At 62.4% G+C, this 25,735-nt stretch carries 24 protein-coding genes; 14 read left to right on the top strand and 10 right to left on the bottom strand.

What is annotated here, in order from left to right:
• Positions 1 to 38: 38 nt before the first annotated feature.
• Positions 39 to 1,040: a substrate-binding domain-containing protein gene (locus tag KTR60_RS10220; RefSeq protein WP_007727338.1), complete on the bottom strand. Its 1,002-nt coding sequence runs from the start codon at positions 1,038 to 1,040 to the stop codon at positions 39 to 41.
• A 160-nt stretch (positions 1,041 to 1,200) separates the two neighbouring features.
• The gene (locus tag KTR60_RS10215; RefSeq protein WP_228402113.1) at positions 1,201 to 2,202 is read right to left on the bottom strand and encodes a LacI family DNA-binding transcriptional regulator; all 1,002 of its coding nucleotides are present in this window, start codon (positions 2,200 to 2,202) and stop codon (positions 1,201 to 1,203) included.
• Positions 2,203 to 2,317: 115 nt separating this feature from the next.
• Here KTR60_RS10215 and KTR60_RS10210 point away from each other — a divergent pair, with 115 nt between their 5' ends.
• A complete protein-coding gene (locus KTR60_RS10210; protein ID WP_228402112.1) occupies positions 2,318 to 3,343 on the top strand; it encodes a Gfo/Idh/MocA family oxidoreductase in 1,026 nt (341 codons plus the stop codon).
• A complete protein-coding gene (locus KTR60_RS10205) occupies positions 3,340 to 4,116 on the top strand; it encodes a TIM barrel protein (protein ID WP_080726629.1) in 777 nt (258 codons plus the stop codon). Before KTR60_RS10210 ends, KTR60_RS10205 begins: the two co-directional genes overlap by 4 nt.
• Here the strand turns inward: KTR60_RS10205 and KTR60_RS10200 are convergent.
• Complete coding sequence (locus tag KTR60_RS10200) at positions 4,113 to 5,153, bottom strand: Gfo/Idh/MocA family protein (RefSeq protein WP_064112718.1); 1,041 nt, start codon at positions 5,151 to 5,153, stop codon at positions 4,113 to 4,115. The genes KTR60_RS10205 and KTR60_RS10200 overlap by 4 nt on opposite strands.
• A gap of 192 nt (positions 5,154 to 5,345) precedes the next feature.
• On the opposite strand from KTR60_RS10200, the gene KTR60_RS10195 reads away from it, so the two are divergent.
• The 3 genes from KTR60_RS10195 to def all read left to right on the top strand — a co-directional run bounded on the left by KTR60_RS10195 (position 5,346) and on the right by def (position 7,724).
• The gene (locus KTR60_RS10195) at positions 5,346 to 6,530 is read left to right on the top strand and encodes a phytanoyl-CoA dioxygenase family protein (protein WP_050654866.1); all 1,185 of its coding nucleotides are present in this window, start codon (positions 5,346 to 5,348) and stop codon (positions 6,528 to 6,530) included.
• 142 nt (positions 6,531 to 6,672) lie between these two features.
• Entirely contained in the window at positions 6,673 to 6,984 is a 312-nt protein-coding gene (locus KTR60_RS10190) for a hypothetical protein (RefSeq protein ID WP_050654913.1), read from the top strand.
• 131 nt (positions 6,985 to 7,115) lie between these two features.
• Positions 7,116 to 7,724, top strand: coding sequence for a peptide deformylase (def, locus tag KTR60_RS10185; protein ID WP_228232563.1), 609 nt, complete (start codon positions 7,116 to 7,118; stop codon positions 7,722 to 7,724).
• Positions 7,725 to 7,726: 2 nt separating this feature from the next.
• Here def and iri read toward each other — a convergent pair whose 3' ends face one another.
• The 4 genes from iri to KTR60_RS10165 form a co-directional block, all read right to left on the bottom strand.
• On the bottom strand, positions 7,727 to 9,154 hold the full coding sequence (gene iri / locus KTR60_RS10180) for a rifampin monooxygenase Iri (RefSeq protein WP_064112675.1): 1,428 nt from the start codon (positions 9,152 to 9,154) through the stop codon (positions 7,727 to 7,729).
• 121 nt (positions 9,155 to 9,275) lie between these two features.
• Positions 9,276 to 10,661, bottom strand: a complete 1,386-nt coding sequence (locus tag KTR60_RS10175; protein ID WP_193595425.1) for an MFS transporter — start codon at positions 10,659 to 10,661, stop codon at positions 9,276 to 9,278.
• 30 nt (positions 10,662 to 10,691) lie between these two features.
• Complete coding sequence (locus KTR60_RS10170; protein WP_021332507.1) at positions 10,692 to 11,840, bottom strand: Gfo/Idh/MocA family protein; 1,149 nt, start codon at positions 11,838 to 11,840, stop codon at positions 10,692 to 10,694.
• 106 nt (positions 11,841 to 11,946) lie between these two features.
• On the bottom strand, positions 11,947 to 12,684 hold the full coding sequence (locus KTR60_RS10165) for a GntR family transcriptional regulator (protein ID WP_003941006.1): 738 nt from the start codon (positions 12,682 to 12,684) through the stop codon (positions 11,947 to 11,949).
• 199 nt (positions 12,685 to 12,883) lie between these two features.
• Here KTR60_RS10165 and iolC point away from each other — a divergent pair, with 199 nt between their 5' ends.
• Genes iolC through KTR60_RS10125 form a run of 8 tightly spaced genes read left to right on the top strand, consistent with a single transcriptional unit; the run spans position 12,884 to position 22,086 of the window.
• Entirely contained in the window at positions 12,884 to 13,888 is a 1,005-nt protein-coding gene (iolC, locus tag KTR60_RS10160) for a 5-dehydro-2-deoxygluconokinase (protein ID WP_181991923.1), read from the top strand.
• Positions 13,881 to 14,780 (top strand): hypothetical protein, encoded by a 900-nt coding sequence (locus KTR60_RS10155; protein ID WP_021332504.1) that lies wholly within the window; start codon positions 13,881 to 13,883, stop codon positions 14,778 to 14,780. The genes iolC and KTR60_RS10155 overlap by 8 nt, the downstream gene beginning before the upstream one ends.
• Positions 14,781 to 14,801: 21 nt before the next feature.
• Positions 14,802 to 15,674 (top strand): 5-deoxy-glucuronate isomerase, encoded by an 873-nt coding sequence (iolB, locus tag KTR60_RS10150; protein WP_042449658.1) that lies wholly within the window; start codon positions 14,802 to 14,804, stop codon positions 15,672 to 15,674.
• Positions 15,675 to 15,688: 14 nt separating this feature from the next.
• On the top strand, positions 15,689 to 17,644 hold the full coding sequence (gene iolD / locus KTR60_RS10145) for a 3D-(3,5/4)-trihydroxycyclohexane-1,2-dione acylhydrolase (decyclizing) (protein ID WP_030535076.1): 1,956 nt from the start codon (positions 15,689 to 15,691) through the stop codon (positions 17,642 to 17,644).
• A 52-nt stretch (positions 17,645 to 17,696) separates the two neighbouring features.
• Complete coding sequence (locus KTR60_RS10140) at positions 17,697 to 18,602, top strand: sugar phosphate isomerase/epimerase family protein (RefSeq protein ID WP_007727370.1); 906 nt, start codon at positions 17,697 to 17,699, stop codon at positions 18,600 to 18,602.
• 26 nt (positions 18,603 to 18,628) lie between these two features.
• On the top strand, positions 18,629 to 19,669 hold the full coding sequence (locus KTR60_RS10135) for a Gfo/Idh/MocA family protein (RefSeq protein WP_228402111.1): 1,041 nt from the start codon (positions 18,629 to 18,631) through the stop codon (positions 19,667 to 19,669).
• Positions 19,670 to 19,671: 2 nt separating this feature from the next.
• Positions 19,672 to 20,556, top strand: a complete 885-nt coding sequence (locus KTR60_RS10130) for a sugar phosphate isomerase/epimerase family protein (RefSeq protein ID WP_063316670.1) — start codon at positions 19,672 to 19,674, stop codon at positions 20,554 to 20,556.
• 24 nt (positions 20,557 to 20,580) lie between these two features.
• Positions 20,581 to 22,086 (top strand): CoA-acylating methylmalonate-semialdehyde dehydrogenase, encoded by a 1,506-nt coding sequence (locus tag KTR60_RS10125; RefSeq protein ID WP_003941032.1) that lies wholly within the window; start codon positions 20,581 to 20,583, stop codon positions 22,084 to 22,086.
• A 62-nt stretch (positions 22,087 to 22,148) separates the two neighbouring features.
• Here the strand turns inward: KTR60_RS10125 and KTR60_RS10120 are convergent, their stop codons facing one another.
• Both KTR60_RS10120 and KTR60_RS10115 read right to left on the bottom strand, forming a co-directional pair.
• Entirely contained in the window at positions 22,149 to 22,721 is a 573-nt protein-coding gene (locus KTR60_RS10120) for a dihydrofolate reductase family protein (protein ID WP_003940686.1), read from the bottom strand.
• A gap of 121 nt (positions 22,722 to 22,842) precedes the next feature.
• Complete coding sequence (locus KTR60_RS10115; protein WP_021343646.1) at positions 22,843 to 23,241, bottom strand: hypothetical protein; 399 nt, start codon at positions 23,239 to 23,241, stop codon at positions 22,843 to 22,845.
• Between the two features lie 103 nt (positions 23,242 to 23,344).
• Here KTR60_RS10115 and KTR60_RS10110 point away from each other — a divergent pair, with 103 nt between their 5' ends.
• Entirely contained in the window at positions 23,345 to 24,658 is a 1,314-nt protein-coding gene (locus KTR60_RS10110) for a D-alanyl-D-alanine carboxypeptidase family protein (protein WP_202426900.1), read from the top strand.
• Here the strand turns inward: KTR60_RS10110 and yhjD are convergent.
• The gene (gene yhjD / locus KTR60_RS10105; protein WP_007727380.1) at positions 24,655 to 25,689 is read right to left on the bottom strand and encodes an inner membrane protein YhjD; all 1,035 of its coding nucleotides are present in this window, start codon (positions 25,687 to 25,689) and stop codon (positions 24,655 to 24,657) included. The genes KTR60_RS10110 and yhjD overlap by 4 nt on opposite strands.
• Positions 25,690 to 25,735: the final 46 nt, after the last annotated feature.

Genomic DNA, 25,735 nt, shown 5'->3' with positions numbered 1-25,735 from the left:
GCACGGAGGGCGGACTCTCAGCCCTCCGTGCGCCCGGATCAGCGAGTTCCGTTCTTGGCGTACTCGGCGACCGAGTCGATGTTGGTGTTGTCGATGAACGCGGGTCCGGTCAGGGTGGGCAAGCCACCACCGATCACGTTGCCGTTATTGAGGTAAAGCCACAGCGAATCGATGGCGAGGTAGCCCTGCAGGAAGGGTTGCTGGTCCACTGCCCACTGCACGTCACCGGATTTGATGGCGTCGACGAGCGCCGCGTTGGTGTCGAAGGTGACGACCTTAGCCTTGCTGCCCGCATTGCCGACCGACGTCACGGACGTCAATGCGAACGGCGCACCGAGCGCGAGAACTCGATCGATTGCCGGGTCCTGTTGAAGTTTCGCGGTGATGGTCGACTCCACCGACGGCATGTCCTTGCCGTTGACGTTGAGAATCTCCGTCGTTCCCTTGAACGACTTCTTCACACCGGCGCACCGTGATTCGAGGCTCACGTTGCCCTGCTCCTGAATCACGCACAGCACCTTGGTGGCTCCTTCGGTGTTGAGTCGCTCGCCGGCAGCTTCACCGGCAATCGACTCGTCCTGACCGAAGTACTCCTTGACGCCCATGTCCTTCCAGGTTTCGAGGCCCGAGTTGAGGGCGACCACCGGAATGCCCGCGGCGGTGGCACTTTGGACCGCGGCAACCATGGCGTCGGGCTTCGCGAGGGTGACGGCGATCCCGTCGACCTTGCTGTCGATCGCGCTCTGAACCAAGTTGGCCTGATTCGGTGCCTCGGGATCGGCGGAGTACCGAAGTTCGATGTTGTCCTTGGCCGCTGCGGTTTCGGCTCCCTTGCGCACCAGATCCCAGAACGTGTCACCGGGCACTTCGTGGGTGATCATCGCAATGGTGGCGCGGGGCGTGTCCGCCGTACCCGCGCCCATTCCGGATCCGGATGAATCCGGCTTACCGCCGGTGCTGGAACAGGCGGCCAGACCCAAGACCACGACTGAGGCTCCGGCCAGTACGGCAACGCTCTTGCGTCCCGTGAGAAACGACATGTGAACTCCCTCTCGACATCAACCAACGGCCCGCGAACGGATGGTGCTCGGTTGTATGTGAAAGATGTAATACCCGTCACAGTCGAATGTCAATAGTTTGTTCTGACATTAGGACTGCTTATCAAAGACCAGACAAACTGAAGGGAGCGGAAAGGCCAGGTCAACGCGCTGCAGGTCCAGTTGAACCTCGAACTACAAGTTGTGGTTGCGCGACTATGTCCTTGCCCAAGAGTCCACTTCCGGCGTCGAGACGTTCGGAGATTCGCTCCACCGCGGCGCCACCCAGAAACGCCGTGTCCTGCCCGACGCTGGTCAGATCGATGTGCGCCAAACCTGCCAATGCACTGTTGTCGAATCCGATCACGGAGACGTCGCCGGGCACCGAGACTCCCGCACGCAAGAAGACGTCCAGGACTCCTAGCGCGCAACGATCATTGAAAGCGAAGACCGCACCGGGAATCCCTTGTTCGACCATCGACCGCGCGGCGTCCGCGCCGAACTCCTCCGTGAGGCCGCCGGGAAGTATCCGCGATTCCAGTCCGGCCGCCCGCATGGCCTTCCGGTAGCCCTGACGCCTCTCCTGGGCGCCCGGACCGCGTCCGCCGTCGACATGGACAATCGAGCGGTGCCCGAGTCCGACGAGATGATTCACGGCCATCACGGCGCCCGCCTCGTCGTCCGTGCGGACAACGTCCACATGTGCTGAGGGCATCTTCCGGGCGAGCACGACGACGGGAACCTTGGCCGCCAGGTCGACGATCTCCGATTCCGGCGCCTGCGAACCCAACAGCAAGATCGCCTCGCATCGGTCGTCGAGCAGGGTGCGCACGGCGCGCGAGCCAGGCCTGCGGTCCGAGACGGCGCTGAGAACGACGTCGTAGCGCAAGCGTTCGGCTGCGTCGTAGATCTCGTCGAGCAGCTCCGCGTGAAAGGTTTGCGCGGCAACATAACTGACACCGATCAGGCGGCTGCGATGCTGGCGCAGCAGTCGCGCCGCGTTGTCGGGTCGATAGCCGAGTTCGTCCGCGGCCGCCTTGACCCGTACCCGCGTCGCATCGCTGGCACCCGGGACATCGCGAATGACGATGGACACCAGTGCGCGTGACACACCGGCCAGGTCTGCTACGTCTTGCAAGGTGGGGCGTCGACTGTTCACCTCCACAGACTAGATCGTTCCAGCGAATACACGCCGAAACGTTGACGCACGAGGCAACCAGCGCTTTACTGACACGACTAGAACGATCTAGTTCCTCATCCTCACTCCGAACGGAGCCCCCATGTCTGCCTCTGTTGCAGTCGGTCTGATCGGCGCTGGATGGATCGGCCGTTTCCACGGCGAGTCCGTCGCGCTGCGTATCCCCGGCACCCGTCTCGTCGCCGTCGCCGATCCTGCGCCCGGCGCTGCGGCGTCGTTGATCGAACGTGTCAGTCCCGACGCCCGCGCGTACACCGACGCCCTTGAGCTGATTACCGATCCGACCGTCGAAGCGGTGCTCATCAGTACGCCCGCATCAACTCACACCGATCTCGTGGTAGCAGCAGCGGAGGCCGGCAAGCATGTCTTCTGCGAAAAGCCGATGGCTTTGACACTCGAGGACGCCGATCGCGCAATCGGCGCATGCGCCGCGAACAATGTTGCGCTGCAGGTCGGTTTCAACCGGCGCTTCGCCGCCGACTTCGCCGCGGCACACGACGTGATCACCTCCGGTGGGATCGGGACACCGCAGCTACTTCGCTCTCTGACTCGCGATCCGGGAATCACCGCCGACGTCGCCTCTCGAGTCAAGCCGTGGACGATCTTCAACGAGACACTGTTTCACGACTTCGACGCCCTGCTCTGGCTCAACCCGGGGGCACGCGTCGTCGAGGTGTTCGCGCAGGCCGATGCTCTCGTCCATCCGCAGTACAAGGAGCAGGGGTACCTCGATACGTCGATGGTTCAGTTGCGGTTCGACAACGGCGCCTTCGCGTCGGCCGAGGCCAACTTCCAGGCCACCTACGGTTACGACGTTCGCGGCGAGGTTTTCGGTTCCGGTGGAATGGTGAGTGCAGGCGAGGTCACGCGGACCGCGATGCGTCATTACAGCTCACCGGGCGTTCGGGCCGACACACCTCGGGTGAACATCGAACTGTTTCACGACGCCTATGTTGCCCAGCTAGCGCACTTCGCAGACTGCATCCGCTCCGGCAGCGCGCCGTCGGTCGACGGTCTCGATGCTCGCAACGCCCTGGAAATCGCACTGGCTGCAAAAGAATCCGTGGAAACCGGACTGCCCGTATCGCTGCTGTCGGTGCCGCAGTGAGCCCCTTCGATTTGGCAGTCTCTGCCGAGATGACGTTCACCGAACTCCCTGTCGTCGAACGCATTCGGCGGATCTCGGAGGCGGGGTTCGCAGCCGAGATCTGGAGTTGGCAAGACAAGGACCTCGATGCTCTGGTCGCCACCGGGGCTCGGTTCTCCTCGATGACCGGCTATCTTCACGGCGATTTGTTCGACGAAGCGGGCAGCGCCGAACTCGTACGTACAGCGGCGCTATGCCTCACGCCGGCAGCGAAACTCGGCGTTCCTCGGCTGAACTTCCATACCGGCGAGCTGATCGACGGACAGGCCGCGCGCCCGCAGTATCGAACTACGGGAGCGATGTGGCTGACGGCCCAACGCGCTCTCGAGAAGATCGCGCGACTGGGTGAAGACGCCGGAGTCGTCTTCTGCCTCGAGAATCTCAATACGATCGTCGATCACCCTGGCGTACCGATGGCCAGAGCCAAAGACACTCTGGCACTGGTGGAATCCGTCTCACACCCCAACCTCAAGATGATGCTCGACCTCTACCACGCACAGATCGGCGAAGGAAACCTCATCGAACTCGTGCGGCGTTGTGGTGACAACATCGGCGAGATTCAGGTGGCCGACGTACCCGGCCGATGCGAACCCGGAACCGGCGAGATCAACTACCCAGCCATCGCACGCGTTCTCGCCGAGCAGGGTTACACCGGCACGATCGGATTGGAGGGCTGGGCATCCGGAGACAGTGACACCGCACTCACTGCTTTCCGGAACGCCTTCACACTCTAGGCCTCCCCCGGGAACGTGATCCCTACCTGACGGCGGATCTCGTCGAGGATGTCGAGCGTCGCAATGGCCGCGTCGAGCGGATGGACCGGCGACTCGATATCCCCGGCGGTGATCCGCCGCGCCGCCTCGGCCGCCTCGAACGCGAGACCTCCGACGTATCCGTCGACCGGGTCGTCGTAGCGCGCAGATCTTCCGTCTCCGAGCCGGACCGTAAAGGACCCGGGGCGGTAGAACGTCGAGTCCAGAATGATCATCCCCTTGTCACCGCAGATCGACGCGGTGTTGGGCGTGTCAGCGAGGATGGTGGTGCTCAGACTGGCCTGAGCTACACCGGACCACGAGAGCACCGCGGAAATCTGGCCGTTCACTTGGTGGTTGGCCGGTTGGCCGAGAGCGAGAACCGAACTCGGAACACCTAGTACGCGATGCGCAAGACTGACCGGATAGGTCCCGAGGTCGAGAAGCGGCCCGCCCGCGAGCGCCGGATCGTAAATACGGTGATCGGTCTCGAACCGTTCACCGTGATCTGCCAGAACCGTACGTATGGTTCCCAGAAATCCAGCCTCGATGATCTGGTCGATCACGTCGAACTTGGGCAAGAACGACGTCCACATCGCTTCCATACAGAACAGTCCGAGCGCCGTTGCCCTCTCTCGAATGGCACGCCCCTGTGCACCGTTCAAGGCAAGCGGTTTTTCGATCACGACATGCTTGCCGTGATCCAATGCAGCCATCGCACAATCGAAATGGGCTGTGTGCGGCGTTGCAACATAGACGACGTCCACCTCCTCGGACGCAAGCAAAGCGCCGTAGCTACCGTGAGCGCATCGGATCCCCCATTGGTCCGCGAAGGCCTGAGCTCGGGCCAGTCCGCGCGAAGCAACTGCCGCCACCTCTTGAGCTGTATCGGTCTGCAGGGATTCCACGAAGCGCTGTGCAATCCAGCCGGGACCGAGGATCCCCCAGCACAAAGTCGGGGCGTCGATCGGATCGGCAACCCGGGTGCGAGGAAGTTCCAGAACAGTAGAAGTTGTCATGCCTCGAACTGTAGAGTCGAATCTCGAAATATGTAAGGACATTATGTTGTCCAGCTAAATTGGAACTGGATCAAGCTATTGAGCGAAGAATTCTGAGGTCTTTTTGATGGATTTCGGGGGTAGTTTCGATGGCTTCTCCTTGGCAGTCTTTGAGGTACAGCGCATCTTGAACACTGCAGGAAAGGTCCCCGAATGACTCGAGCACTGACCGACAACACCGTGCCGTCCGCGGGTAGGTTGCACCGAGAAGATTGCAACATCGAAGACTTCGCCGCTCTGGTCGCACACGAGACAGACCCCGCCGATTACCCGTACGCCCATTCGGTGGCCGACGGCGTTCTTCTCTACCGCTCGGATGCTCTGGTCGACAAATTGTCGAATCCTGAAATCCGGGCGGAGATTCAGGACGAGATCGCCCGCGCGTTACTCACCGGTCCAGGCATCACGGTCTTCCAAGGCGCGTTCGACGCGGAGGTATTGGATCGCGCCAGTGCGGTCTTCCGTGAACTCATTGCGCGCCAACACGAATCCGGCGCGACGTCCGGGGATCACTTCGCCAAACCCGGAGCCAATGACCGGATCTGGGGAGCACAACTGAAGTTGGCGCTCGAAGATCCCAAGGCTTACGTCGACTACTACGCAAACAGCATTGTCGCTTTAGCTTCGGAAGCCTGGCTCGGCCCCATGTATCAGGTGACGTCAGACGTCAACGTCGTCAATCCCGGTGGCGCCGCACAGAATCCACATCGCGACTACCACCTCGGCTTCATGTCGAGCGACGTAGCCGCAAAGTTTCGGGCGCATGTTCACCGATTGACCCCGGCCCTCACCCTGCAAGGTGCCGTCGCCCACGTGGATATGCCTGCCGAAACGGGCCCGACGAAGTATCTGCCGTACTCCCAGCAATACGAATCCGGATACCTCGCGTTCGAGCGTCCCGAGTTCAAGGAGTTCTTCGAAGCCAACTACGTCCAATTACCTTTGAAGAAGGGAGATGCCGTCTTCTTCAACCCAGCACTATTCCACGCCGCCGGCCACAACAAGTCCGCGGACGTCCTGCGTATGGCAAATCTTCTCCAGGTGTCGTCGGCCTTCGGTCGAGCCCTCGGAACCATCGACCGGGAGGCACTCGTCAACGCGATCTATCCTGCACTGCTCGCTCTCAGCGAGGCGGGGTCCGACGAGGCAGTTCGGTGCGCCGTCGCCGCCTCGGCCGAGGGCTACGCCTTCCCGACCAATCTGGACCGAGACCAACCGATCGACGGCCTCGCGCCTCAGACGCAGGCCGAACTCGTGACGGAGGCGGTTCGCGAGCGGATCTCACCTGATCGACTGGCCGATCTACTGAAGGCACAGTCCGAGAGACGAATGAGCTGAGGAGACTTGGCAGGACGGCCTGACCACAGCGAAGGAGTCCCTGTGTCGAATAGCCGCGCGTTTTTCGCACTGATGTTGGGCCATGCGCCGTCCGGAATGGCCGAAATGCCGTTTGAAGGCGGTCGGTCGGTACGCTCGAAGCATGGGGTGGGACTTGTTAGTGCTGTTCGCCATGATCGGCCCGTTGGCCGTATTCGGGTGGGCGGCTGTCCGGGCGAAGCGCCGCGGACTCGGCGGATCGTTCGTCGGGCCGTTTCAGGAGATGTTCGATCCCGGCGCTGCGCGAGCCCAGACCGTCATCGAACAGATCGCGGAACTACCGGACCCTGCGGACTCCGGCGACCCGGACGACGACGTGCCGTACACAGTCACCTACGAGGGTGTTCGACTCCACATCAACCCAGGTCAGGCTCGACAGCGTGGAGGCGAAGGGACCGCCAAGCGAGCTGAGTGAAAGTTGCACCAGATCCAATGTTCAGACAGCGGTCCGCGACGCCCGAGAGTAAATCGGCAATGTACTGCAGTGAGAAACACAACGGTCGAACGCGAACACTCTCGTTGCGTTGGGCAGGAGCAGAGCGGAACATGAACCTCATGCCTGTCTCCGAACTTCTCCGCCTAGGTACCGCGCAACCGATCATTCGCTGGGGCACCCCTGTCCTTCATGCGCCTGCTCGGCCAGTGACTGAATTCGGCAGCGATCTCCAAGATCTGCTGGCAGACATGTTCGCTACCAACACCGCCGCACACGGCGCAGGACTCGCAGCTCAACAGATCGGCGTCGACCTCGCGGTGTTCATCTACGACTGCACCGACGAAGTAGGGACGCAACGCACCGGCGTCGTCTGCAATCCGGTCGTCGACCTTCCTGAAGGAGTCCACCGGCAGCTAGTCGACTACGGCGAAGGCTGTCTGTCCCTTCCCGGTTCATACACTGACCTCGCACGACCCGACTTCTCCACCTGTCGCGGAAACGATCAATACGGCAACTCGATCGAAATCACTGCAGGTGGCACCCTCGGGCGCTGCTTCCAACACGAGACTGACCACATCAACGGCATTGTCTTCGGCGACCGACTTCCAACGCGCAAACGCAAACAGCTCTATCGCGACCACGACGAAGTATCGGACCAATACACAGCCCATTGGCCGGCGTGTCAAGCGACCAGTCGGCTTAGAGGTGGAACCAGATAGCCCTACGCCGTTGGCCGGCCGAACCACATGGACAGCTGAGTATCCAACTCCGCCTGCGAATCCCCGACCCATGCCACATGACCGTCCGGCCGAAGCAGGACAGCCGGAGCGTTCAATTCAGTGCTTGTGTCAACGATGTGGTCGGCGCGATCGCTCCAACCATCGACGGACAGTTGGCCACCCTGGTCGAGAAGAAGTCCGCGGCCGGATCGCATCAGGTCGTACAGGTTGCCGCGCGTCAACGCGATGTTCCGCAGCCTCCGACCGAGTAGGTCGTCACCTTCGCCGAAGTCGTAGCGAATCGAGATCGCAGTGATCTTCTCGGTCAGATAGCGCTTGACGTCTTCGAATTCCATCAGCTCGGAGATCAAGCGCCGCACGGCTTGTGGACCGGCTGCGGTGGAGATCAGCTCCGCCTGCGCGCGCGTGTTGTCGAGGACGTCGGCAGCCACCGGACGCCGTTCCGATTCGTAAGTATCGAGCAGGCTCTCCGGCGCCCAACCGTTAATCTCTGCGGCGAGCTTCCAGCCGAGGTTGAAGGCATCTTGGACACCGAGATTGAGGCCTTGTCCGCCCATCGGTGGGTGGATGTGTGCGGCGTCGCCGGCGAGGAACACCCGGTCGCGCCGGTAGTGCTCCGCCAGACGGGTGGCGTCACCGAAGCGCGAGAGCCACCGCGGCGAGTGCACACCGAAGTCGGTACCCGCAATGGCCAGTAGCTGTTGTTTGATGTCGTCGAGGGTGGTGGGAACCGCGCGACCGTCGGCAACTTCGGCCGCGGGTACCACGACGCGAAAAGCACCATTGCCGGCGGGACCGACTCCGAATCGTTTGTGCGTTTCCCGGATTTCGGCGACAACGGCGGCCAGTTCATCAGCCGGCATGGTCACGTCCATTTCGCCGATCAACGTGTCGGCGCTCGACGGCTCGCCGGGAAACCCGACGTCGATCAGCTTCCGAACAGTGCTGCGGCCGCCGTCGCAGCCCACGAGATAACGCGCGTGAAGTGTTGTGCCGTCGGACAATTCCGCTGTGACGCTATCGGTATCTTGACGGATCGCGACGACGCGCTTCCCTCGCTGAATGTCCGCACCGACTTCGGTGGCATGTTCGGCAAGAATCCTGTCGATCTCGGGCTGAGGAATGCCCAGTACGTACCCGTGCGCAGTATCGAGGTGCGCCGGTGCCGGTTTGCTGATCCCCGCGAAGAATCCACCGAGCGGATACTTGCGGCCGTGCGCGAGGAACTTGTCCAGCAACCCGCGCTGCTCCATGATTTCGATGCTGCGCACATGGATGCCGAGGGCACGGACGAACTGAGTCGGCTCCTCGTCCTTGTCCACGACGACGACATCGACGCCCTGCAGCCGGAGCTCACCTGCCAGCATCAATCCAGTTGGTCCAGCACCGACAATGATGACGTCACTCATGCGATCCCCTCCTCCGGGCAAGGCTTTTGCTTGCTCGCAGCAGACGAGTGTGCACCATCACCGGGGCCTTGCCGCAAGCCCCGGGTCCCGCGTTATCATGAAGGTGGCGGAAGACGCTTCATCATCGGCGCACCAACACCACAGCACCTGTATCGCGTGGGAGCCGCCAACTCTCGATCACCGTCGGCACCAGCATGGCCCCGAGAACACCCAGCGTCAGAGAAAACGGCACTCCGCCGCTCAGATCCCCCGACTCCGCCAACGGTGTGCAGAGCGTGATCACCAACGCGGACAGTGCAATACCTAGACCGGATGCCAACTCTTGCAGCGTTGCATGCAGAGTATTGGCATCGGTCAGCTCACCCGAGTCGACGTCGGCGAACGCCAAGCTGTTGTACGCGGTGAACCCGATGGATCGCAACGCGCCACTGACAAACAGTGCGACAGCGATTACGACGTCCGGTGTCGTCGACGAGATCAGTACCAGCGCACCGAAGCACACCACCGACAGAACTCCGTTTCCCACCAGAACTAGTCTGATCCCGAATCTGCGCATGAGCGGAGTGGTGAGCGGTTTGATCGCGATATTCCCCGCGAACAGAGCCATCACCAGCAGACCGGCCTTGAACGCCGACATTCCGAATCCCACTTGGAACAACAACGGCAGCACAAACGGCACGCCCATGATCACGAGCCGGTACAGCGAGCCGCTCGACGCGACGAGCCGAAACGATCGAAGCCGGAGGACGCCGAGCGCGATGAGCGGGTGATCCGACCGGACGAGGTGAATGACGGCCAAGCTCAACAAGATCAGAGCCGCAACGATCCCGAGGCCCACTCTTAGCCAGTCGGTTCCGGCACTGTGCACGCTCTCGAGCGCCACAACAAGCACTGCGACGCCTGCTCCGATCACCACCAATCCCAGCCAGTCAAGGCTCCGTTCCTGCGCCTCCCGAATGTCGGGCACCATGCGCAATGCCAGCAGAAACCCGACGATCCCGATCGGAACGTTGATCAGAAAGATCCAGCGCCACGAAGCGATCGACACGATGGCTCCACCCACAGCGGGCGCAAGAACCGGCGCTGTGAGCGCCGGCCACGTCAAGTAGGCGATAGCCCGTACGAGTTCCGCCTTCGACGTCACCCGCAATACTGCGAGCCGCCCTACCGGCACCATCATGGCGCCGCCTACCCCTTGTAAAGCACGCATTCCCACCAGCATCGGGAGGGAGGTGCTCAGTGCACATCCCACCGACGCCACCGTGAAAACGGCTATGGCAGAGATGAAGACACGTCGCGTTCCGAATCTGTCGGCCATCCATCCGCTCGCCGGGATCAGGACGGCCAACACCAGGAGGTACGAAGAAACGGCGACATTGACGTCGACGGCATCAACTCCGAAAGATTGGGCGATCGACGGCAGTGCCGTTGCGAGAATCGTCGCGTCCAGCATCTCCATGAACAGCGCTGCTGCCACGAGCAGCGCCAGTCCGCGGGGAAATGTCACTGCACCAGAGCCTTTCGGAGGAGCTGTCGATCAGCCGAGAGAAATCCAGCTGCCGGAGGTCACCGAGGCGACCATCGCGTCCAGAGCCTGTGCGGACGCGACTGCATCAGCGATGGTCGCGCCCTGCGGCGCTCCGTCCACGATCGAGGCGATGAAATTGCGAGCCTCGATCACTTTCAGGTCGTCGTAGCCCATCGCGTTGGCCGCGCCAGGCTGGAAGCGGCCGAACTCACCGGACTCGGGGCCGACCAGAACCGTCGTGACGGATTGGTCCTGGTACTTCGAGCCGAGGCTGGTGCCCAGTTCACCCATCCGGCGGTAGTCCCAGAACACGGCACCTTTCGTGCCGTGAATCTCGAATCCGTAATTGTTCTGCTCTCCCACGGCGACGCGGCATGCTTCGAGGGTGCACCGGCCACCCGACCCGAGGCGCAGCAGTGCGCTGACGAAGTCTTCGTTCTCGACAGCCCCCATCTCCCCACCGCTGGCCCGCGCATGTCCACTGGTAGCGGCGGACGGACGCGCACGCTCCGGGATGAAGATCGCAGTATCCGCAACGAGAGCGTCGACGTCACCGAGAAGATGACGAATCAGATCGATGCCGTGCGAAGCCAAGTCGCCCAGGACGCCGGCGCCGCCGCGCTCACGCTCGTATCGCCAACTCAAAGCACCTTCAGGGTGGGCCGCATAGTCGCTGAGGAAACGAAAACGCGAGTGCGTGATCGTGCCCAACTCCCCTGAGTCGATCAGGCTCTTTGCCAGGGCCACAGCCGGCGCGTTTCGGTAGTTGAAGCCGACGGTCGACTGCACACCGGCCTTCGAGACTGCTACGGCAACAGCTTTGGCGTCTTCCGTGGACAAGCCGACGGGCTTCTCGATCCAGATGTGTTTGCCGGCCTCTGCCATTGCGACGCCGATTTCACGGTGCAAGAAGTTCGGGGCCGTGATGCTCACCGCGTCGATGGCCGGATCGGCTGCGATATCGCGCCAATCCTGGGTGAAAGCTTCGAAACCGAATTGGTCCGCTGCTTCCTCCCCTCTGCCAGGCACCTCGTCGGCGACGGCGGCCAGGCGGATCACGGGAAGCTGCGGATAGTGCTGCCGCAGACGCAGATACGCCTGCGTGTGGACGCGGCCCATCCATCCGAATCCGGCAACTGCTACTGAAATGCCTGTCATGAGGCTCCGTTCGGGTCAAATGATCGAAGGATCGCAGAAATGCTGGGATCACAAATCACCCCCACTGACTCGGTCAGGCGGGTACTCGTGTCACCGGGATCGAGATCTAGCGGTCGACCACGGTGGTGTCGAAGTAGTAACGCGACGCTCGGTAGCAGTGGCTGCCGTACTCGACGGCGCTACCTGAATCGTCAAATGCAGTGCGGCTCATGGTCAAGAGGGCAGCACCCACTTTCTCGTCGAGCAATCCTGCTTCTTCGCGAGTCGCCGCCCGAGCGCCGATTCGCTGCCGCGCCACACGGATGTGAACGCCGCGAGTTCGCAAGGTTTGGTACAGCCCCTGCGTCTCCAACTCCTCGGGATCGGGTGCGATGTCCACCGGAATGTAGTTGGTCATCACGGCAAGCGGTTCGCCGTTGGTGCTTCGCAGACGCCTGATGGTGGCCACTTCGGCGTCAGGTTCGAGGTTGAGTTCCGCGGCAACGTCCTCGGCGGGAACTCCCACCGTGAACTCGAGCAGCTTGGTCGTCGGCGCCTGGCCGGCCCTCGCAAGGTCGTCGAACAGGCTGGTGAGCTCGACCGGGCGGTGCACCGGACTTTGCACCACCTGAGTTCCGACTCCCCGCTTGCGAACAAGTAGTCCCTTGTCCACCAGCTCCTGGATCGCGCGTCGAGTGGTCGGACGTGAGAGATTGAGCCGTTTGGCCAACGCCAGTTCATTCTCGAAGCGATCACCTGGGGCAAGTTCGCCACCGAGAATAGCGCCCTCGATTGCCTGTGCCAGCTGAAAATACAGCGGCACCGGGCTCGAGCGGTCCAACTCGACGGCGAGTGCTGCGACCACGGCCAACTCCGATCTGTCTTGGGAAGGCGCCGTATCGACGCTACTTCTCTCGGCAGTGTATGCGAACACTAACATTCACTTGACCGCAAGTCATAATGTCCAGACAAACTATTGACAATCGCTGTGTCGCGGCGCACAGTTTCAGTCATACATCGGTGCCCTGCGTGGGCAACCCACCACGAACTCTCGGGAGTCAGTTTTGACAAGCATCAACACTCACCAGAGCGGGTCACACATCCCTGACGCACCCTTCGACGTGCTTGCCATCGGCCGATCGGGGGTGGACATCTACCCACTTCAGACCGGTGTCGGACTCGAGGACGTCGAGACGTTCGGCAAGTTCCTCGGCGGCAGCGCAGCCAATGTCTCGGTGGCGGCTGCACGCCTCGGCCGGCGAGCAGCACTGATCTCCGGCGTAGGCAGCGATCCTTTCGGGAAGTTCGTCACACGCGAGTTGGCACGTCTGGGCGTCGACAACAGGTTTGTCGTCACCAATTCCGAGTACCCGACACCGGTGACGTTCTGCGAGATCTTCCCTCCTGACGACTTTCCGCTGTACTTCTACCGCAAGCCGCACGCGCCCGATCTTCGGATCACCCCGGAAGACATCGACCTCGACGCCGTTCGAACAGCGTCCCTCTACTGGTCGACTGTGACGGGGCTGTCCGAAGAACCGAGTCGCAGTGCACACTTCGCGGCCTGGGAAGCCCGCGAACGACGCCCGCTGACGGTTCTGGATCTGGACTACCGCCCGATGTTCTGGTCGACGCCCCAGGAAGCAACCACTCAGGTGCAGCGCGCTCTCGCGCACGTGGCAGTAGCCGTCGGAAACCGCGAAGAGTGCGAGATCGCGGTCGGTGAGACCAACCCGAACAAGGCCGCCGACGCGCTTCTCGACCTCGGAGTCGAACTGGCCATCGTGAAGCAGGGCCCGAAGGGTGTACTCGGCAAAACACGAAAGCAATCGATCACCGTGCCGCCCAACGCCGTCGACGTGGTCAACGGGCTGGGAGCAGGCGACAGCTTCGGCGGATCACTGTGCCACGGACTGTTGGCCGGGTGGCCGCTGGAGAAGGTACTGCGCTACGCCAACGCGGCCGGCGCGATAGTCGCATCTCGGCTCGAATGCTCCACTGCGATGCCGACCGCCGAAGAAGTCCACGATCTCGCCGAAGCCACAGCCACGGAGGCAGTCAATGTCTGACAAGCTCGCCGCCCGCCCCCTCGCCACCACCTACGCCGAAGTGACGGAACTGCGTGCGAGCGATCCGCAGATCATCGAAAAGGCCTGGGCAGCGCGAACTCCTCGCGCCACTGTTCGAGGCAATGGCCGGCTCATGATCGTCGCGGCCGATCACCCGGCCCGTGGGGCACTGTCTGTCGGTGGCAAGCCGACAGCGATGAACAGTCGTACCGATCTGCTGGACCGGTTGCGCACTGCTCTCGACAATCCCGGAGTCGACGGCGTTCTCGGCACCGCGGACATACTCGACGATCTGCTCCTCCTCGGCGCCCTCGACGACAAGGTCGTCTTCTCGTCGATGAACCGCGGCGGCCTGGCAGGCGCCAGCTTCGAACTCGACGACCGCATGACGGGTTACACCGCGGCCGGTACCGCAAAGTTCGGTATGAACGGCGGAAAGATGCTGCTGCGCATCGCACTCGACGACGCGGGCACTCTGCCCACCATGACGGCATGTGCGGAAGCCGTGGACGAACTGGCCGCGGCCGGACTGATCGCGATGCTCGAGCCGTTCCTCTCTAGTCGCGTAAACGGCAAGGTGGTCAACGATCTCAGCCCCGACGCCGTCATCAAGTCCATCCATATCTCCCAGGGCCTCGGCTCCACCTCGGCGTACACGTGGATGAAACTGCCGGTCGTCGACGAGATGGAACGCGTCATGGATGCGACCACCCTCCCGACGCTCCTGTTGGGCGGCGATCCGCAGATCGCGCCGGAAGAAACGTACGCAAAGTGGGACGCTGCACTTCAGCTGCCGTCCGTGCGCGGACTGATCGTCGGACGCGCGCTGCTATACCCACCCGACGGCGACGTGACCGCGGCCGTCGACACCGCAGTCAAGCTAGTCCACTAGAACCGACCTGGCAGGAGCAAGATGTTCAGCAAGTACTACGTCCCCGCCGGATCGTCCGCCGACGGTGATTTCACGACAGTGGTCACGCCGGAGTCTGCCGGGTGGACCGAATCCAGCTTGTGGATACTCGAACTCGCCCCGGGTGCGAACGTCCACCTGCGGTCCGGCGAGAACGAAATCATCGTCGTTCCACTTGCGGGTTCGGCCGTGGTTGTTGCCGAGGGGACGGAGATTCCCCTCACTGGCCGCGCATCGGTTTTCGACGGCCCGAGCGATTTCGCGTACGTAGGACGCGACGCCGACTACTCGGTCAGCAGCGCTGACGGGGGCCGCTTCGCTCTGTGCGGAGCGCGCGCCGGCGCAAAGCTCCCCCATCGCTACGGTCCGGCTTCAGGAGTTGCGGTCGAGCTCCGCGGTGCCGGGAACTGCAGCCGACAGGTTCACAACTTCGCCACCGCAGACACTTTCGAGGCCGACTCCATCATCGCGTGTGAGGTCATCACCCCCGGCGGGAACTGGTCATCGTATCCCAGCCACAAACACGACGAGAACAGCGACGTCGAATCGGCCCTGGAAGAGATCTACTACTTCGAGATCGACAGAAGCCCCACCGGGACCGAAGGTTTCGGCTACCACCGCGTGTACGGAACCGCCGAGAGACCTATCGAGGTGCTCGAGGAAGTCCGCTCGGGCGACGTCGTCCTCGTGCCGCACGGCTATCACGGCCCGTCCATCGCAGCGCCGGGCCACCACATGTACTACCTCAATGTCATGGCAGGTTCGGGCGAGATCCGGGCGTGGAACATCTGTGACGATCCGCAACACACCTGGCTACGTGGAAGCTGGGATCACCAGGACATCGACCCTCGACTGCCGTTGCAGTCCCACAACTGACGGAAGTGAAAGCTGTGGCACCCACCAACAACGCAACAGGCAATCGTCCACCTCGCGACGAGCCGACCGTATACCTCACTGTTTCTCAAGCTGTCGTCCGCTTCCTCGCCAACCAGTACACCGAACGCGACGGCCAGCGCACCAAGCTGTTCGCCGGCTGCTTCGGAATCTTCGGGCACGGCAACGTCGCCGGACTGGGACAGGCACTCTTGCAGGCCGAGATCCAGGATCTCGACGCCGGCCGTGAGCCGACACTCCCCTACGTGCTCGGCCGCAATGAACAGGCGATGGTGCACTCGGCTGTCGCGCACGCCCGCATGAAGGACCGCCTGCAGACGTGGGCGGTCTCGTCCAGCGTCGGCCCCGGTGCCACCAATATGATCACCGGCGCGGCACTGGCCACCATCAATCGTCTACCTGTATTACTCCTTCCCGCAGACACTTTCGCGACCCGCGCCAGTGCCCCCGTCTTACAGGAACTCGAACTCCCGTCGAGCGGCGACGTCACAGTCAACGACGCTTTCAAACCCGTCTCACGATACTTCGATCGGGTATGGCGCCCGGAGCAGTTGCCGAGCGCTCTGCTCGCCGGGATGCGCGTTCTCACTGATCCCGTCGAGACCGGCGCGGTCACCATCGCCATCCCGCAGGACGTGCAGGCCGAGGCTTTCGACTGGCCCGAGTCCTTCTTCGCCGAACGGGTGTGGCACGTGGCCCGCCCGCTCCCCGAACGATCGGTGATCGAACGCGCCGCCGCGATCATCCGCTCGGCTCGCAAGCCACTGATCGTCGCCGGCGGCGGCGTGATCTACAGCCAGGCCACCGACTCTCTGGCAGCGTTCTGCGCGCAGACCGGAATCCCCGTGGGGCAGAGCCAGGCCGGCAAGGGTTCATTGGTCTACGACCATCCACAATCCGTCGGGGCGGTGGGGTCCACCGGCACTACGGCTGCAAACGCACTGGCCACCGAGGCTGACGTCGTCATCGGAATCGGTACGCGGTACAGCGATTTCACGAGCGCGTCCCGCACCGCGTTCACCAATCCCGACGTTCGCTTCGTCAACATCAACGTCGCATCACTGGACTCCGTGAAGCAGGGCGGAGTCAGCGTTGTCGCCGACGCACGTGAGGCACTCGACGCGCTGGCACTTGCACTGAACGACTACCGGGTGGACGACGAATATGCGTCCAGGATCGGTGACCTCGCTCGCGATTGGGATGCGATCGTCGAATCCGTCTACAACCCAGCCGAACCCGCTGCCGACGGGTCACTGAATCAGAATCAGGTGATCGGCCTGGTCAACACACTGTCCGATCCACGTGACGTCGTGGTGTGCGCTGCCGGGTCCATGCCGGGTGACCTCCACAAGCTGTGGCGAACCCGTGATTCCAAGGGGTATCACGTCGAATACGGGTACTCGTGCATGGGATACGAAGTTGCCGGCGGTCTAGGCGTCCGCATGGCGTGCCCCGATCGCGACGTGTTCGTGATGGTCGGAGACGGTTCCTATCTGATGATGGCCACCGAATTGGTCACCGCCGTACAGGAACGCCTCAAGGTCATCGTCGTCCTGGTGCAGAATCACGGATTTGCCTCCATCGGTTCACTGTCCGAGTCGCTGGGTTCCCAGCGCTTCGGCACGCAGTACCGCTACCGCTCGAATGACGGACGTCTCGACGGAGGGGTTCTCCCGGTCGATCTGGCCGCGAACGCTGCCAGCCTCGGTGTCGACGTCATCCGCGCCAACACCGCTGCCGAGTTCGCCGACGCGATCAAGGTTGCCAAAGCAAGCGACACCAGCACCGTCATCCACGTCGAAACCGATCCGCTGATCGGCGCCCCGGATAGCGAATCCTGGTGGGATGTACCGGTATCGGCCACCTCCGAACTGGAGTCCACCAAGAAGGCACGGACAACTTACGAGTCCTGGAAGAAGATCCAGCGACCGTACCTCCGTCCATCCGAATGAAAATTCCGCACAACCACACCCCATAAAGCTTGCCCGCGAAAGGAATCTAGACATGAGCGCGATTCGCGTCGGATCAGCCCCCGACTCCTGGGGCGTGTGGTTTCCGGACGATCCACAGCAGACCCCTTACACACGATTCCTCGACGAGGTATCCGCGTCGGGATACGAATGGATCGAACTCGGCCCGTTCGGATACCTTCCGACCGATCCAGCCAAGTTGACGGACGAACTCGGCGCCCGCGGCCTGAAGCTTTCGGCCGGTACCGTTTTCGAACACCTGCACCAGGACGATTCCTGGGATGCCGTCTGGAATCAGATCAAGGACGTCGCCAAGTTGACCGCAGCCGTCGGCGGCAAGCACGTGGTGGTCATCCCTGAGATGTGGCGCGACCCTTCCACCGGAGCGGTACTCGAAGACCGCAATCTGACGCCCGAGCAGTGGCGTAAGAAAACCGACGGCATGAACGCTCTCGGGAAGGCAATGCTCGAGGAGTACGGCGTCATGGCGCAGTACCATCCTCATGCCGACAGTCACGTCGACATCGAAGACAACGTCTACAAGTTCCTCGAAGGGACCGACGAGCGTTTCGTGAATCTGTGTCTCGACACCGGCCACATCAGCTACTGCGGCGGCGACAATCTCGCAATTATCAACAAACATCCGGAGCGCATCGGGTACCTACACCTCAAACAGGTGGATCCGGCGATAGTCGCCAAGGTTGAGGCGGAGGACCTGCCGTTCGGTGAGGCCGTCAAACTCGGTGCCATGATCGAACCGCCGCGCGGAATCCCCGACATGCCGCCGCTTCTGGAGGCCATCGAGAAGCTCGGCATCGACGTGTTCGCGATCGTCGAGCAGGACATGTATCCCTGCCATCCCGACACACCGCTGCCCATCGCAGCGCGCACTCAGAAATACCTGTCCACCTGTGGCGTCCCCGCCGTCCGTTTCAACTGAGCAACACAATCGAGGAGTACCACCGCATGTCTGACAACCAGGATCTCCGGATCGCAGTGCTCGGCGTCGGCATCATGGGGGCCGATCACGTCGACCGCATCACCAACAAAATCGGCGGTGCCCGCGTCACCGTCGTCAACGACTACTCTCTCGCCCGCGCCGAGGAAATCGCAGCACTGACGCCAGGGGCGCGCGTCGTCGTCGATCCGTTCGATGCCATCGCAGCCGAGGACGTCGACGCCGTTGTTCTCGCAACCCCGGGCCCGACCCATGAGAAGCAGGTTCTTGCCTGCCTCGAAGCGGGCAAGCCTGTTCTCTGCGAAAAGCCGCTGACCACCGACGCGGACAGTTCGCTCACGATCGTCAAAGCCGAAGCAGCGCTGGGAAAAAGACTGATCCAGGTTGGTTTCATGCGCCGGTTCGACCACGAATACACCCAGCTCAAGGATTTGATCGACAGCGGCGATCTCGGTCGCCCTCTCGTTGTGCACTGCGCGCACCGCAATCCTGCGGTTCCGAACGGCTTCGACAGCGCGATGATCGTCAAGGACTCACTCGTCCACGAGGTCGACGTGACACGATTCCTGCTCGACGAAGAGATCACCTCAGTGCAGATCATCCGACCGGCCGCGAATTCGCTTGCTCCCGAGGGCATTCAAGACCCACAGATCGCGATATTCGAGACCGAGTCCGGCAGACACGTCGACGCCGAGGTGTTTGTCACCACCGGAGTTGCCTACGAGGTGCGCACCGAAGTTGTCGGCGAACTCGGAAGCGCGATGATCGGACTCGACGTGGGACTGATCCGAAAGACCAAGCCCGGCAACTGGAGTGGGCAGATCACCCCAGGATTCCGCGAACGCTTCGGGCAGGCCTACGACACCGAGTTCGCCCGGTGGATCAAGGCAGTGAAGACGGGCGCCGGCACCGGCAACTACATCGACGGACCAGGTGCTTGGGACGGGTACGCCGCGGCCGCTGTCTGCGCCGCCGGTGTGAAGTCTCTGGAGACGGGTCAGCGCGTCGTCGTGGACATGGTTGCGCGCGACTCTGTGGCCGGAGCTTAGCGATGAAGGTCGCACTCGACCCCACACCTTTCCATCACGATTACTCACTACTCGAGCTACCTCAGGTTGTTGCCGATCTCGGGTACGAGTACCTGCAGCTCACACCGCACGTCGACATGATCCCGTTCTTCAATCACCCGAAAGCCGACGACGCGCTCGTCGCCAAATTTCGGAAAGCTTGCGCGAGTGCTGGGGTCGGCATCGCGTCGGTACTCCCGGTCCTTCGCTGGTCCGGCCCGGACGAGGACGCCCGCGAAGCAGCCGTGCGTTACTGGAAGCGGGCCATCCAGATCACGGTCGATCTCGGTGTCAACGTCATGAACACCGAATTCTCCGGCCGCCCCGAAAAGGCCGAAGAGTCCGAGCGTGCGTTCTATCGTTCGATGGAGGAACTGGTTCCGATCATCGAACGCGAGGGAATCGACGTCCTGATCGACCCCCACCCGGACGATTTTGTCGAAGACGGACTAGCCGCGATCCGCACGATCCGTGGTGTGAACTCCAAGAACCTCGGCATGGTGATCGTGGCGTGCCACCAATTCCACATGGGTGGGGACCTTCCCGCCATCATGGAGGCCGCCGGCGACATGGTCCGACTCGTTCACGTGGCGGACACCATGGATCATCACCGTTCCCACGGACTGCGCTACATCACCAACCCGCCAGGCAATGCCGTTCGAGTGCATCAGCATCTCAAAATCGGTGACGGAGACGTCAACTGGGACGAATTCTTCGGCGGTCTCGGCAAACTCGGCTTCTACGAACGTGAGAACACCGTGATGGTGTCGAGCGTCTTCGCCGAGAACGAAAACGCGCACGAGGTTTCCCGGTACCAGCGCGAGACGATGAACGACTACGTCGCCAAGTACACCTCCCCGAACTCCTGAGTCACCAGACCACTAGGAAATACCATGACCAGCACTGATACTCGCGTCATCGCGCACTGGCTGGACGGCAAGCCGTTCGCCGGAACGTCCGAGGACACCGCCACCGTCACCAACCCCGCCACCGGACAGATCACCGGCCGACTGGCCCTGGCGAACCTCGAGGACGCCCGCGCTGTCATCGACGCGGCTGCGGCGGCCTTCCCCGCCTGGCGTGACACCTCACTGGCCCGGCGCACACAGGTACTGTTCAGCTTCCGCGAACTCCTCAATGCTCGCAAAGGTGAACTCGCCGAGATCATCACAGCCGAGCACGGCAAGGTTCTCTCCGACGCCCTCGGCGAAATCAGCCGCGGGCAGGAAGTTGTCGAATTCGCTTGCGGAATACCGCATCTCCTCAAGGGCGGATACACCGAGAATGCATCGACCAAGGTCGACGTCTACTCCATCCGCCAACCCCTCGGCCCCGTCGGCATCATCTCGCCCTTCAACTTTCCCGCGATGGTCCCCATGTGGTTCTTCCCGGTCGCCATCGCCGCCGGGAACACCGTGATTCTCAAGCCCTCGGAGAAGGACCCCACCGCGGCGATCTGGCTCGCCGAACTCTGGGCCGAAGCCGGTCTGCCCCCCGGCGTCTTCAACGTCCTCCAAGGTGACAAGCTCGCCGTCGACGAACTTCTGGAAAACAAAGCAGTCAAAGCGATTTCGTTTGTCGGATCCACCCCCATCGCCCAGTACGTCTATGCCACCGGCACCGCCAACGGCAAACGCGTGCAAGCACTCGGCGGCGCCAAGAACCACGCCATCGTTCTGCCGGACGCCGACCTCGACCTCGCCGCCGACGCAATGGTCAACGCGGGATTCGGCTCCGCGGGCGAACGATGCATGGCGATCTCCGCCCTGGTTGCAGTCGGCGACATCGCCGACGAACTGGTTGCCAAGATCGTCGAACGCACCACTCCCCTCGTCACCGGTGACGGCACCAAGAACTCCGACATGGGTCCGCTCGTCACCAAGGCCCATCGCGACAAGGTCGCGTCCTATGTCGATGCCGGGGAGAAGGACGGTGCCACGATCGTGGTCGACGGACGCACAGTTCAGGCCGATGGTGGACCGGACGGCTTCTGGCTCGGGCCCACCCTCATCGACCACGTCACCACCGACATGTCGATCTACACCGACGAAATCTTCGGGCCTGTCCTCTCCGTCGTGCGTGTCGATACCTACGACCAAGCCCTCGAACTGATCAACAACAACCCGTACGGAAACGGCACCGCCATCTTCACCAACGACGGCGGCGCTGCCCGACGCTTCCAGAACGAGGTGGAGGTCGGCATGATCGGCATCAACGTCCCCATCCCGGTTCCCATGGCCTACTACAGCTTCGGCGGCTGGAAGAACAGCCTCTTCGGTGACACCCACGCTCACGGGACAGAAGGTGTTCATTTCTTCACGCGAGGTAAAGCCGTCACCAGTCGCTGGCTCGACCCTAGCCACGGCGGCATCAACCTCGGCTTCCCCGAGAACAGTTAGCCGACAAGACATCTGTGGCCGAGACTCTCGAAGAGGCTCGGCCACAGATGTTTTCGAGAGGTCTACGTGACCGTGGGGTGGTACGTCAGTACCTGAACTCCGGATTCGTACCGACGATCGTCCTTCAACTCGAGGACGATCTTGTCGGCCGATTCGGGGAACACTCTCCCGCCGGACCCGAGAATGACCGGGAAGACCATCAGACGAAGCTCGTCGACCAGACCGGCCAGCAACAACGCGTGGACGAGCGTCCGACTTCCCGCGACCAAGATCTCGCCGTCGATCTGCTCCTTGAGCTTCGGGACAGATTCCTCGATGGGACCGTCGAGCGCCGTCGAGTTGTTCCATTCGAGCGGTTCGGTCGAACTCGTGACGACGTACTTGGGCATCTCGTTCATCTTGTCCGCAAAGCCTTGGTCGTCCTCGCGCTCGGGCCAGGCACCGGCGAAGCTCTCGTAGGTCCGCCGCCCGAGCAGAAGGACGTCCGCGGCGAGGGTTTCGTCGAGTTTGAACTTCATCTGATCGCCCTCCTGGTACGGAAAGACCCATCCAGTGTGCGCATAACCCGGTTCGCCACCGGGAGCTTCCATCACCATGTCCAAGGACACGAATTCTGTCACCACGATCTTGCCCATACCGATCCCCTGTCGTCAGTGCGTGTGCGCCATTCGAGTAGCCGACTACCCCACTGTTACAGACTCTGCGTGGTGGTGGAACTCATCGGCGGCGATCTCCGATTGTCACCACATAAAGACGTCAGCACACAACCCAGGCACCGTTCTCCTTGATCAACGTGATGTCTTCGCGCATCATCTCGGACGGATCCTCGGTGCTGTAATGGCGGGTGTTGGCTGTCGCCGAATCCCCGTTCACGACGATGTTCTCCACTCCGTCCAGCCTCAGACTGGCAAGTGCGTCGTCGAACGGCGACTCTTCGACTCGCGGACTCTCGCTGCGCATCGAACTGCATTGAGTGCTGTCCACTGCCTCCCAGTCCCTTTCGGCCATGAATTCGAAACTCTGACCGACGACCGCAGAGATTTGGCTCTCGGCCGACGGTTCCGAATCGCCGGAACATCCGACGACAGCGGTCAATGCTCCAACGAGCGTCATTGCCGCGAGCGTCTGGCGTCCACGCGTGCCTGCGAAGTTCATCCATCCACTATGACCGATGTACAAACCGAATCGCCTGTTTTCGATCCCTCTGCTTGCGTGGCGATTCGGACGTTCCCTCAGGTTCGCATACCCTCGTATATCGATGATGTGGCGTCGAAAGTGTGCAGTGGCAGTAGCCGGAACAGTGCTCTCAGGGAGCATTGCGTTTACCGGTGTCGTAGGGACCTCGGGAGTGGCCGGCGCCCAACCGGCCCCGCCGCCGCCCACCACCACCACCGAGGCACCGTTCACAACACCCAACACCGACAGCTGCCCGTTCACGAGTAGTCCGGCGCCGGCGATCGATCTCTCCGAAGCACCCGCGCCCGGATCCACGGCCCCGACTGCCGTCCCGATTCCGGAAAGCCCCGTCGGTGGAGACAAGCTCGGCGAGTGTGGCGTCGTACTTCCTGACGGCGCTCCCCCGCTCCCAGCCGACATCGCGGCATCCGGATGGGTACTCGCGGACGCCGAAACCGGCGAGGTTCTCGCCGCCAAAGATCCGCACGGTCGCTACCGCCCGGCCAGCACCATCAAGATGCTGTTGGCTCTCGTCGCGCTCGACGAACTCGATCTCGACACCGAAATCACCGCAACGGCCGAAGACGCGGACGCTGAAGGTAGCGCTGTCGGCATCGGAAAGGGCGGCAAGTACACCAACCGGCAACTGATGCAGGGTCTGGTCATGGCGTCGGGAAACGATGCCGCGCATGCTCTTGCCCGCCAACTCGGCGGTGACGCTGCAGCCGTGTCGAAAATGAACGCGCTCGCGGCCGAACTCGGCGCCCTCGACACTCGCACGGCAACTCCATCCGGACTCGACGGCCCGGGGATGAGCAGCTCGCCGTACGACCTGGCCGTGATTTTCCATACCGCCCTGCAGAATCCGACGTTTGCCGGTCTGATCCATACCGAGACCGTCGAATTTCCCGGCTTCCCCAAGGATCCGACGATTCCCGACGATCAGGACCGCCCCGGATTCACTCTCGCCAACGACAATCAGCTGCTCTACAACTACGACGGCGCATTGGGCGGCAAGACCGGCTTCACCGACGACGCCCGCCACACGTATGTGGGTGGCGCGGAGCGTAACGGCCGGAAACTACTGGTGACATTGATGGGCGGCGAAGCCAAGCCGATCCGTCCGTGGGAACAAGCTGCCCGTCTACTCGACTACGGATATGCGCTCCCCGCGAGCACAACCGTCGGCTCGTTGACGGACCGATCCACCGACGATGCCTCGCCCGATGTCACTCGCACACCGTCTGCCGCTGCACCAGGCTCGATCTCGGCTGCACCCACCGCTACCGACGCCGAATCCGACACCACTGACCGCATACTCATCGGTGCGGTCGGCGGAGTAGTGGTGATCGCGCTGGTGGCGGGAGCCGTTGCCCTCAACCGTCGGAGGCGCTAGCGCGGCCGACGACGCATGAAGCCCGAAAGACCCAGGCCGGCAACCGCACCCGTGGCGATCAGCGCAGCCACGCGAGACGGTGAAGCACCGTCACTGACAACGATTCGCGGCGAGATCACTGCGGGATCCGGCGGCGGAACGAACGCCAGGGCCATACTTTCCTTGGTCGTCGCCGCCCACGCCGTGCAGAACAGCAGCATCCGTGACGCCGTGAACACGAACACGAGCAAACCGATGATCGGACCGAATGCCACGCCCGCTGGTCCGTTGGTGACGGCAGCGAGGTAGATCGCACCCACCTGCTTGAAGATCTCGAACACGATCGCGGCGATAACCGCTGCCTGCGCAGCGCTACGCAGCGTGACAGGCTCGCGCGGCAGCCGGGCGATCACCCACAGGAACACCGCCCACGTCGCCAGGAGGGAGAGCAACAGTGAAACAACTCTGAGCCCCACGCCGACACCGGTGATGTTCTCGAGGTTGAGCCATTTCACGATCTGAGTCGCAACCGGCCCACTGCTCAGCGCCGACATTCCCAGTGAGACGACCATGGCGAGAGCCAGACCGACGAGGGCCCCTGCGTCACCAAGTTTGGTACGTACGAAACCCTTCGGCTCGCGCTTGCTCTCCCACATCGCCGTCAGCGCGTCGCGAACATTTGCCATCCAACCGAGACCCGCGTACGCAGCACCCAGGAGGCCGAAGATTCCGACGCTCGCGCGCGAGTCGATGGCCGAATCGATCAGCGTGTTGATGGTGTCACCCAAGCTGCCCGGAATGCTCTTGGTGATCTGCTCCTGAATCGACTCCAGGTACTCGGGATGCCCGGCCAATACGAAACCGGCCACTGCAAACGCGACCATCATGATCGGAATCAACGCGAGAACGCTGAAGTACGTGATACCAGCAGCGTAATAGTCGCCTTTTTGCTCTTGAAACCGTCCGGCCGCGCGAACCAGATGATCGAGCCAGGGTCGCGCTGCCCGTTGCTTCTCGAGGAAGCTCGGTGCGTCGTCGTCCGTGTCAGCCATTGCCGTCCCCCTCATGTTCGGTCAGGCGTCGTGAGTCCGAATTCGC

This window comes from Rhodococcus sp. C1 (assembly GCF_020809065.1).
GTDB lineage: Bacteria > Actinomycetota > Actinomycetes > Mycobacteriales > Mycobacteriaceae > Rhodococcus_F > Rhodococcus_F qingshengii.
Note: the sequence above shows the minus strand (reverse complement) of the source record. Positions and strands in the feature narration are given on the sequence as shown.

Excerpts from the sequence above, each read along its gene's own strand:
- def (WP_228232563.1), top strand. The coding sequence starts at position 7,116 with ATGAACCTCATGCCTGTCTCCGAACTTCTCCGCCTAGGTACCGCGCAA.
- KTR60_RS10140 (WP_007727370.1), top strand. The coding sequence starts at position 17,697 with ATGAGCGCGATTCGCGTCGGATCAGCCCCCGACTCCTGGGGCGTGTGG.
- KTR60_RS10135 (WP_228402111.1), top strand. The coding sequence starts at position 18,629 with ATGTCTGACAACCAGGATCTCCGGATCGCAGTGCTCGGCGTCGGCATC.
- KTR60_RS10130 (WP_063316670.1), top strand. The coding sequence starts at position 19,672 with ATGAAGGTCGCACTCGACCCCACACCTTTCCATCACGATTACTCACTA.
- KTR60_RS10110 (WP_202426900.1), top strand. The coding sequence starts at position 23,345 with ATGATGTGGCGTCGAAAGTGTGCAGTGGCAGTAGCCGGAACAGTGCTC.
- yhjD (WP_007727380.1), bottom strand. The coding sequence starts at position 25,689 with ATGGCTGACACGGACGACGACGCACCGAGCTTCCTCGAGAAGCAACGG.
- KTR60_RS10195 (WP_050654866.1), top strand. The coding sequence starts at position 5,346 with ATGACTCGAGCACTGACCGACAACACCGTGCCGTCCGCGGGTAGGTTG.
- KTR60_RS10190 (WP_050654913.1), top strand. The coding sequence starts at position 6,673 with ATGGGGTGGGACTTGTTAGTGCTGTTCGCCATGATCGGCCCGTTGGCC.
- iri (WP_064112675.1), bottom strand. The coding sequence starts at position 9,154 with ATGAGTGACGTCATCATTGTCGGTGCTGGACCAACTGGATTGATGCTG.
- KTR60_RS10120 (WP_003940686.1), bottom strand. The coding sequence starts at position 22,721 with ATGGGCAAGATCGTGGTGACAGAATTCGTGTCCTTGGACATGGTGATG.
- KTR60_RS10170 (WP_021332507.1), bottom strand. The coding sequence starts at position 11,840 with ATGACAGGCATTTCAGTAGCAGTTGCCGGATTCGGATGGATGGGCCGC.
- KTR60_RS10125 (WP_003941032.1), top strand. The coding sequence starts at position 20,581 with ATGACCAGCACTGATACTCGCGTCATCGCGCACTGGCTGGACGGCAAG.
- KTR60_RS10210 (WP_228402112.1), top strand. The coding sequence starts at position 2,318 with ATGTCTGCCTCTGTTGCAGTCGGTCTGATCGGCGCTGGATGGATCGGC.
- KTR60_RS10155 (WP_021332504.1), top strand. The coding sequence starts at position 13,881 with ATGTCTGACAAGCTCGCCGCCCGCCCCCTCGCCACCACCTACGCCGAA.
- KTR60_RS10200 (WP_064112718.1), bottom strand. The coding sequence starts at position 5,153 with ATGACAACTTCTACTGTTCTGGAACTTCCTCGCACCCGGGTTGCCGAT.
- iolB (WP_042449658.1), top strand. The coding sequence starts at position 14,802 with ATGTTCAGCAAGTACTACGTCCCCGCCGGATCGTCCGCCGACGGTGAT.
- KTR60_RS10220 (WP_007727338.1), bottom strand. The coding sequence starts at position 1,040 with ATGTCGTTTCTCACGGGACGCAAGAGCGTTGCCGTACTGGCCGGAGCC.
- KTR60_RS10115 (WP_021343646.1), bottom strand. The coding sequence starts at position 23,241 with ATGAACTTCGCAGGCACGCGTGGACGCCAGACGCTCGCGGCAATGACG.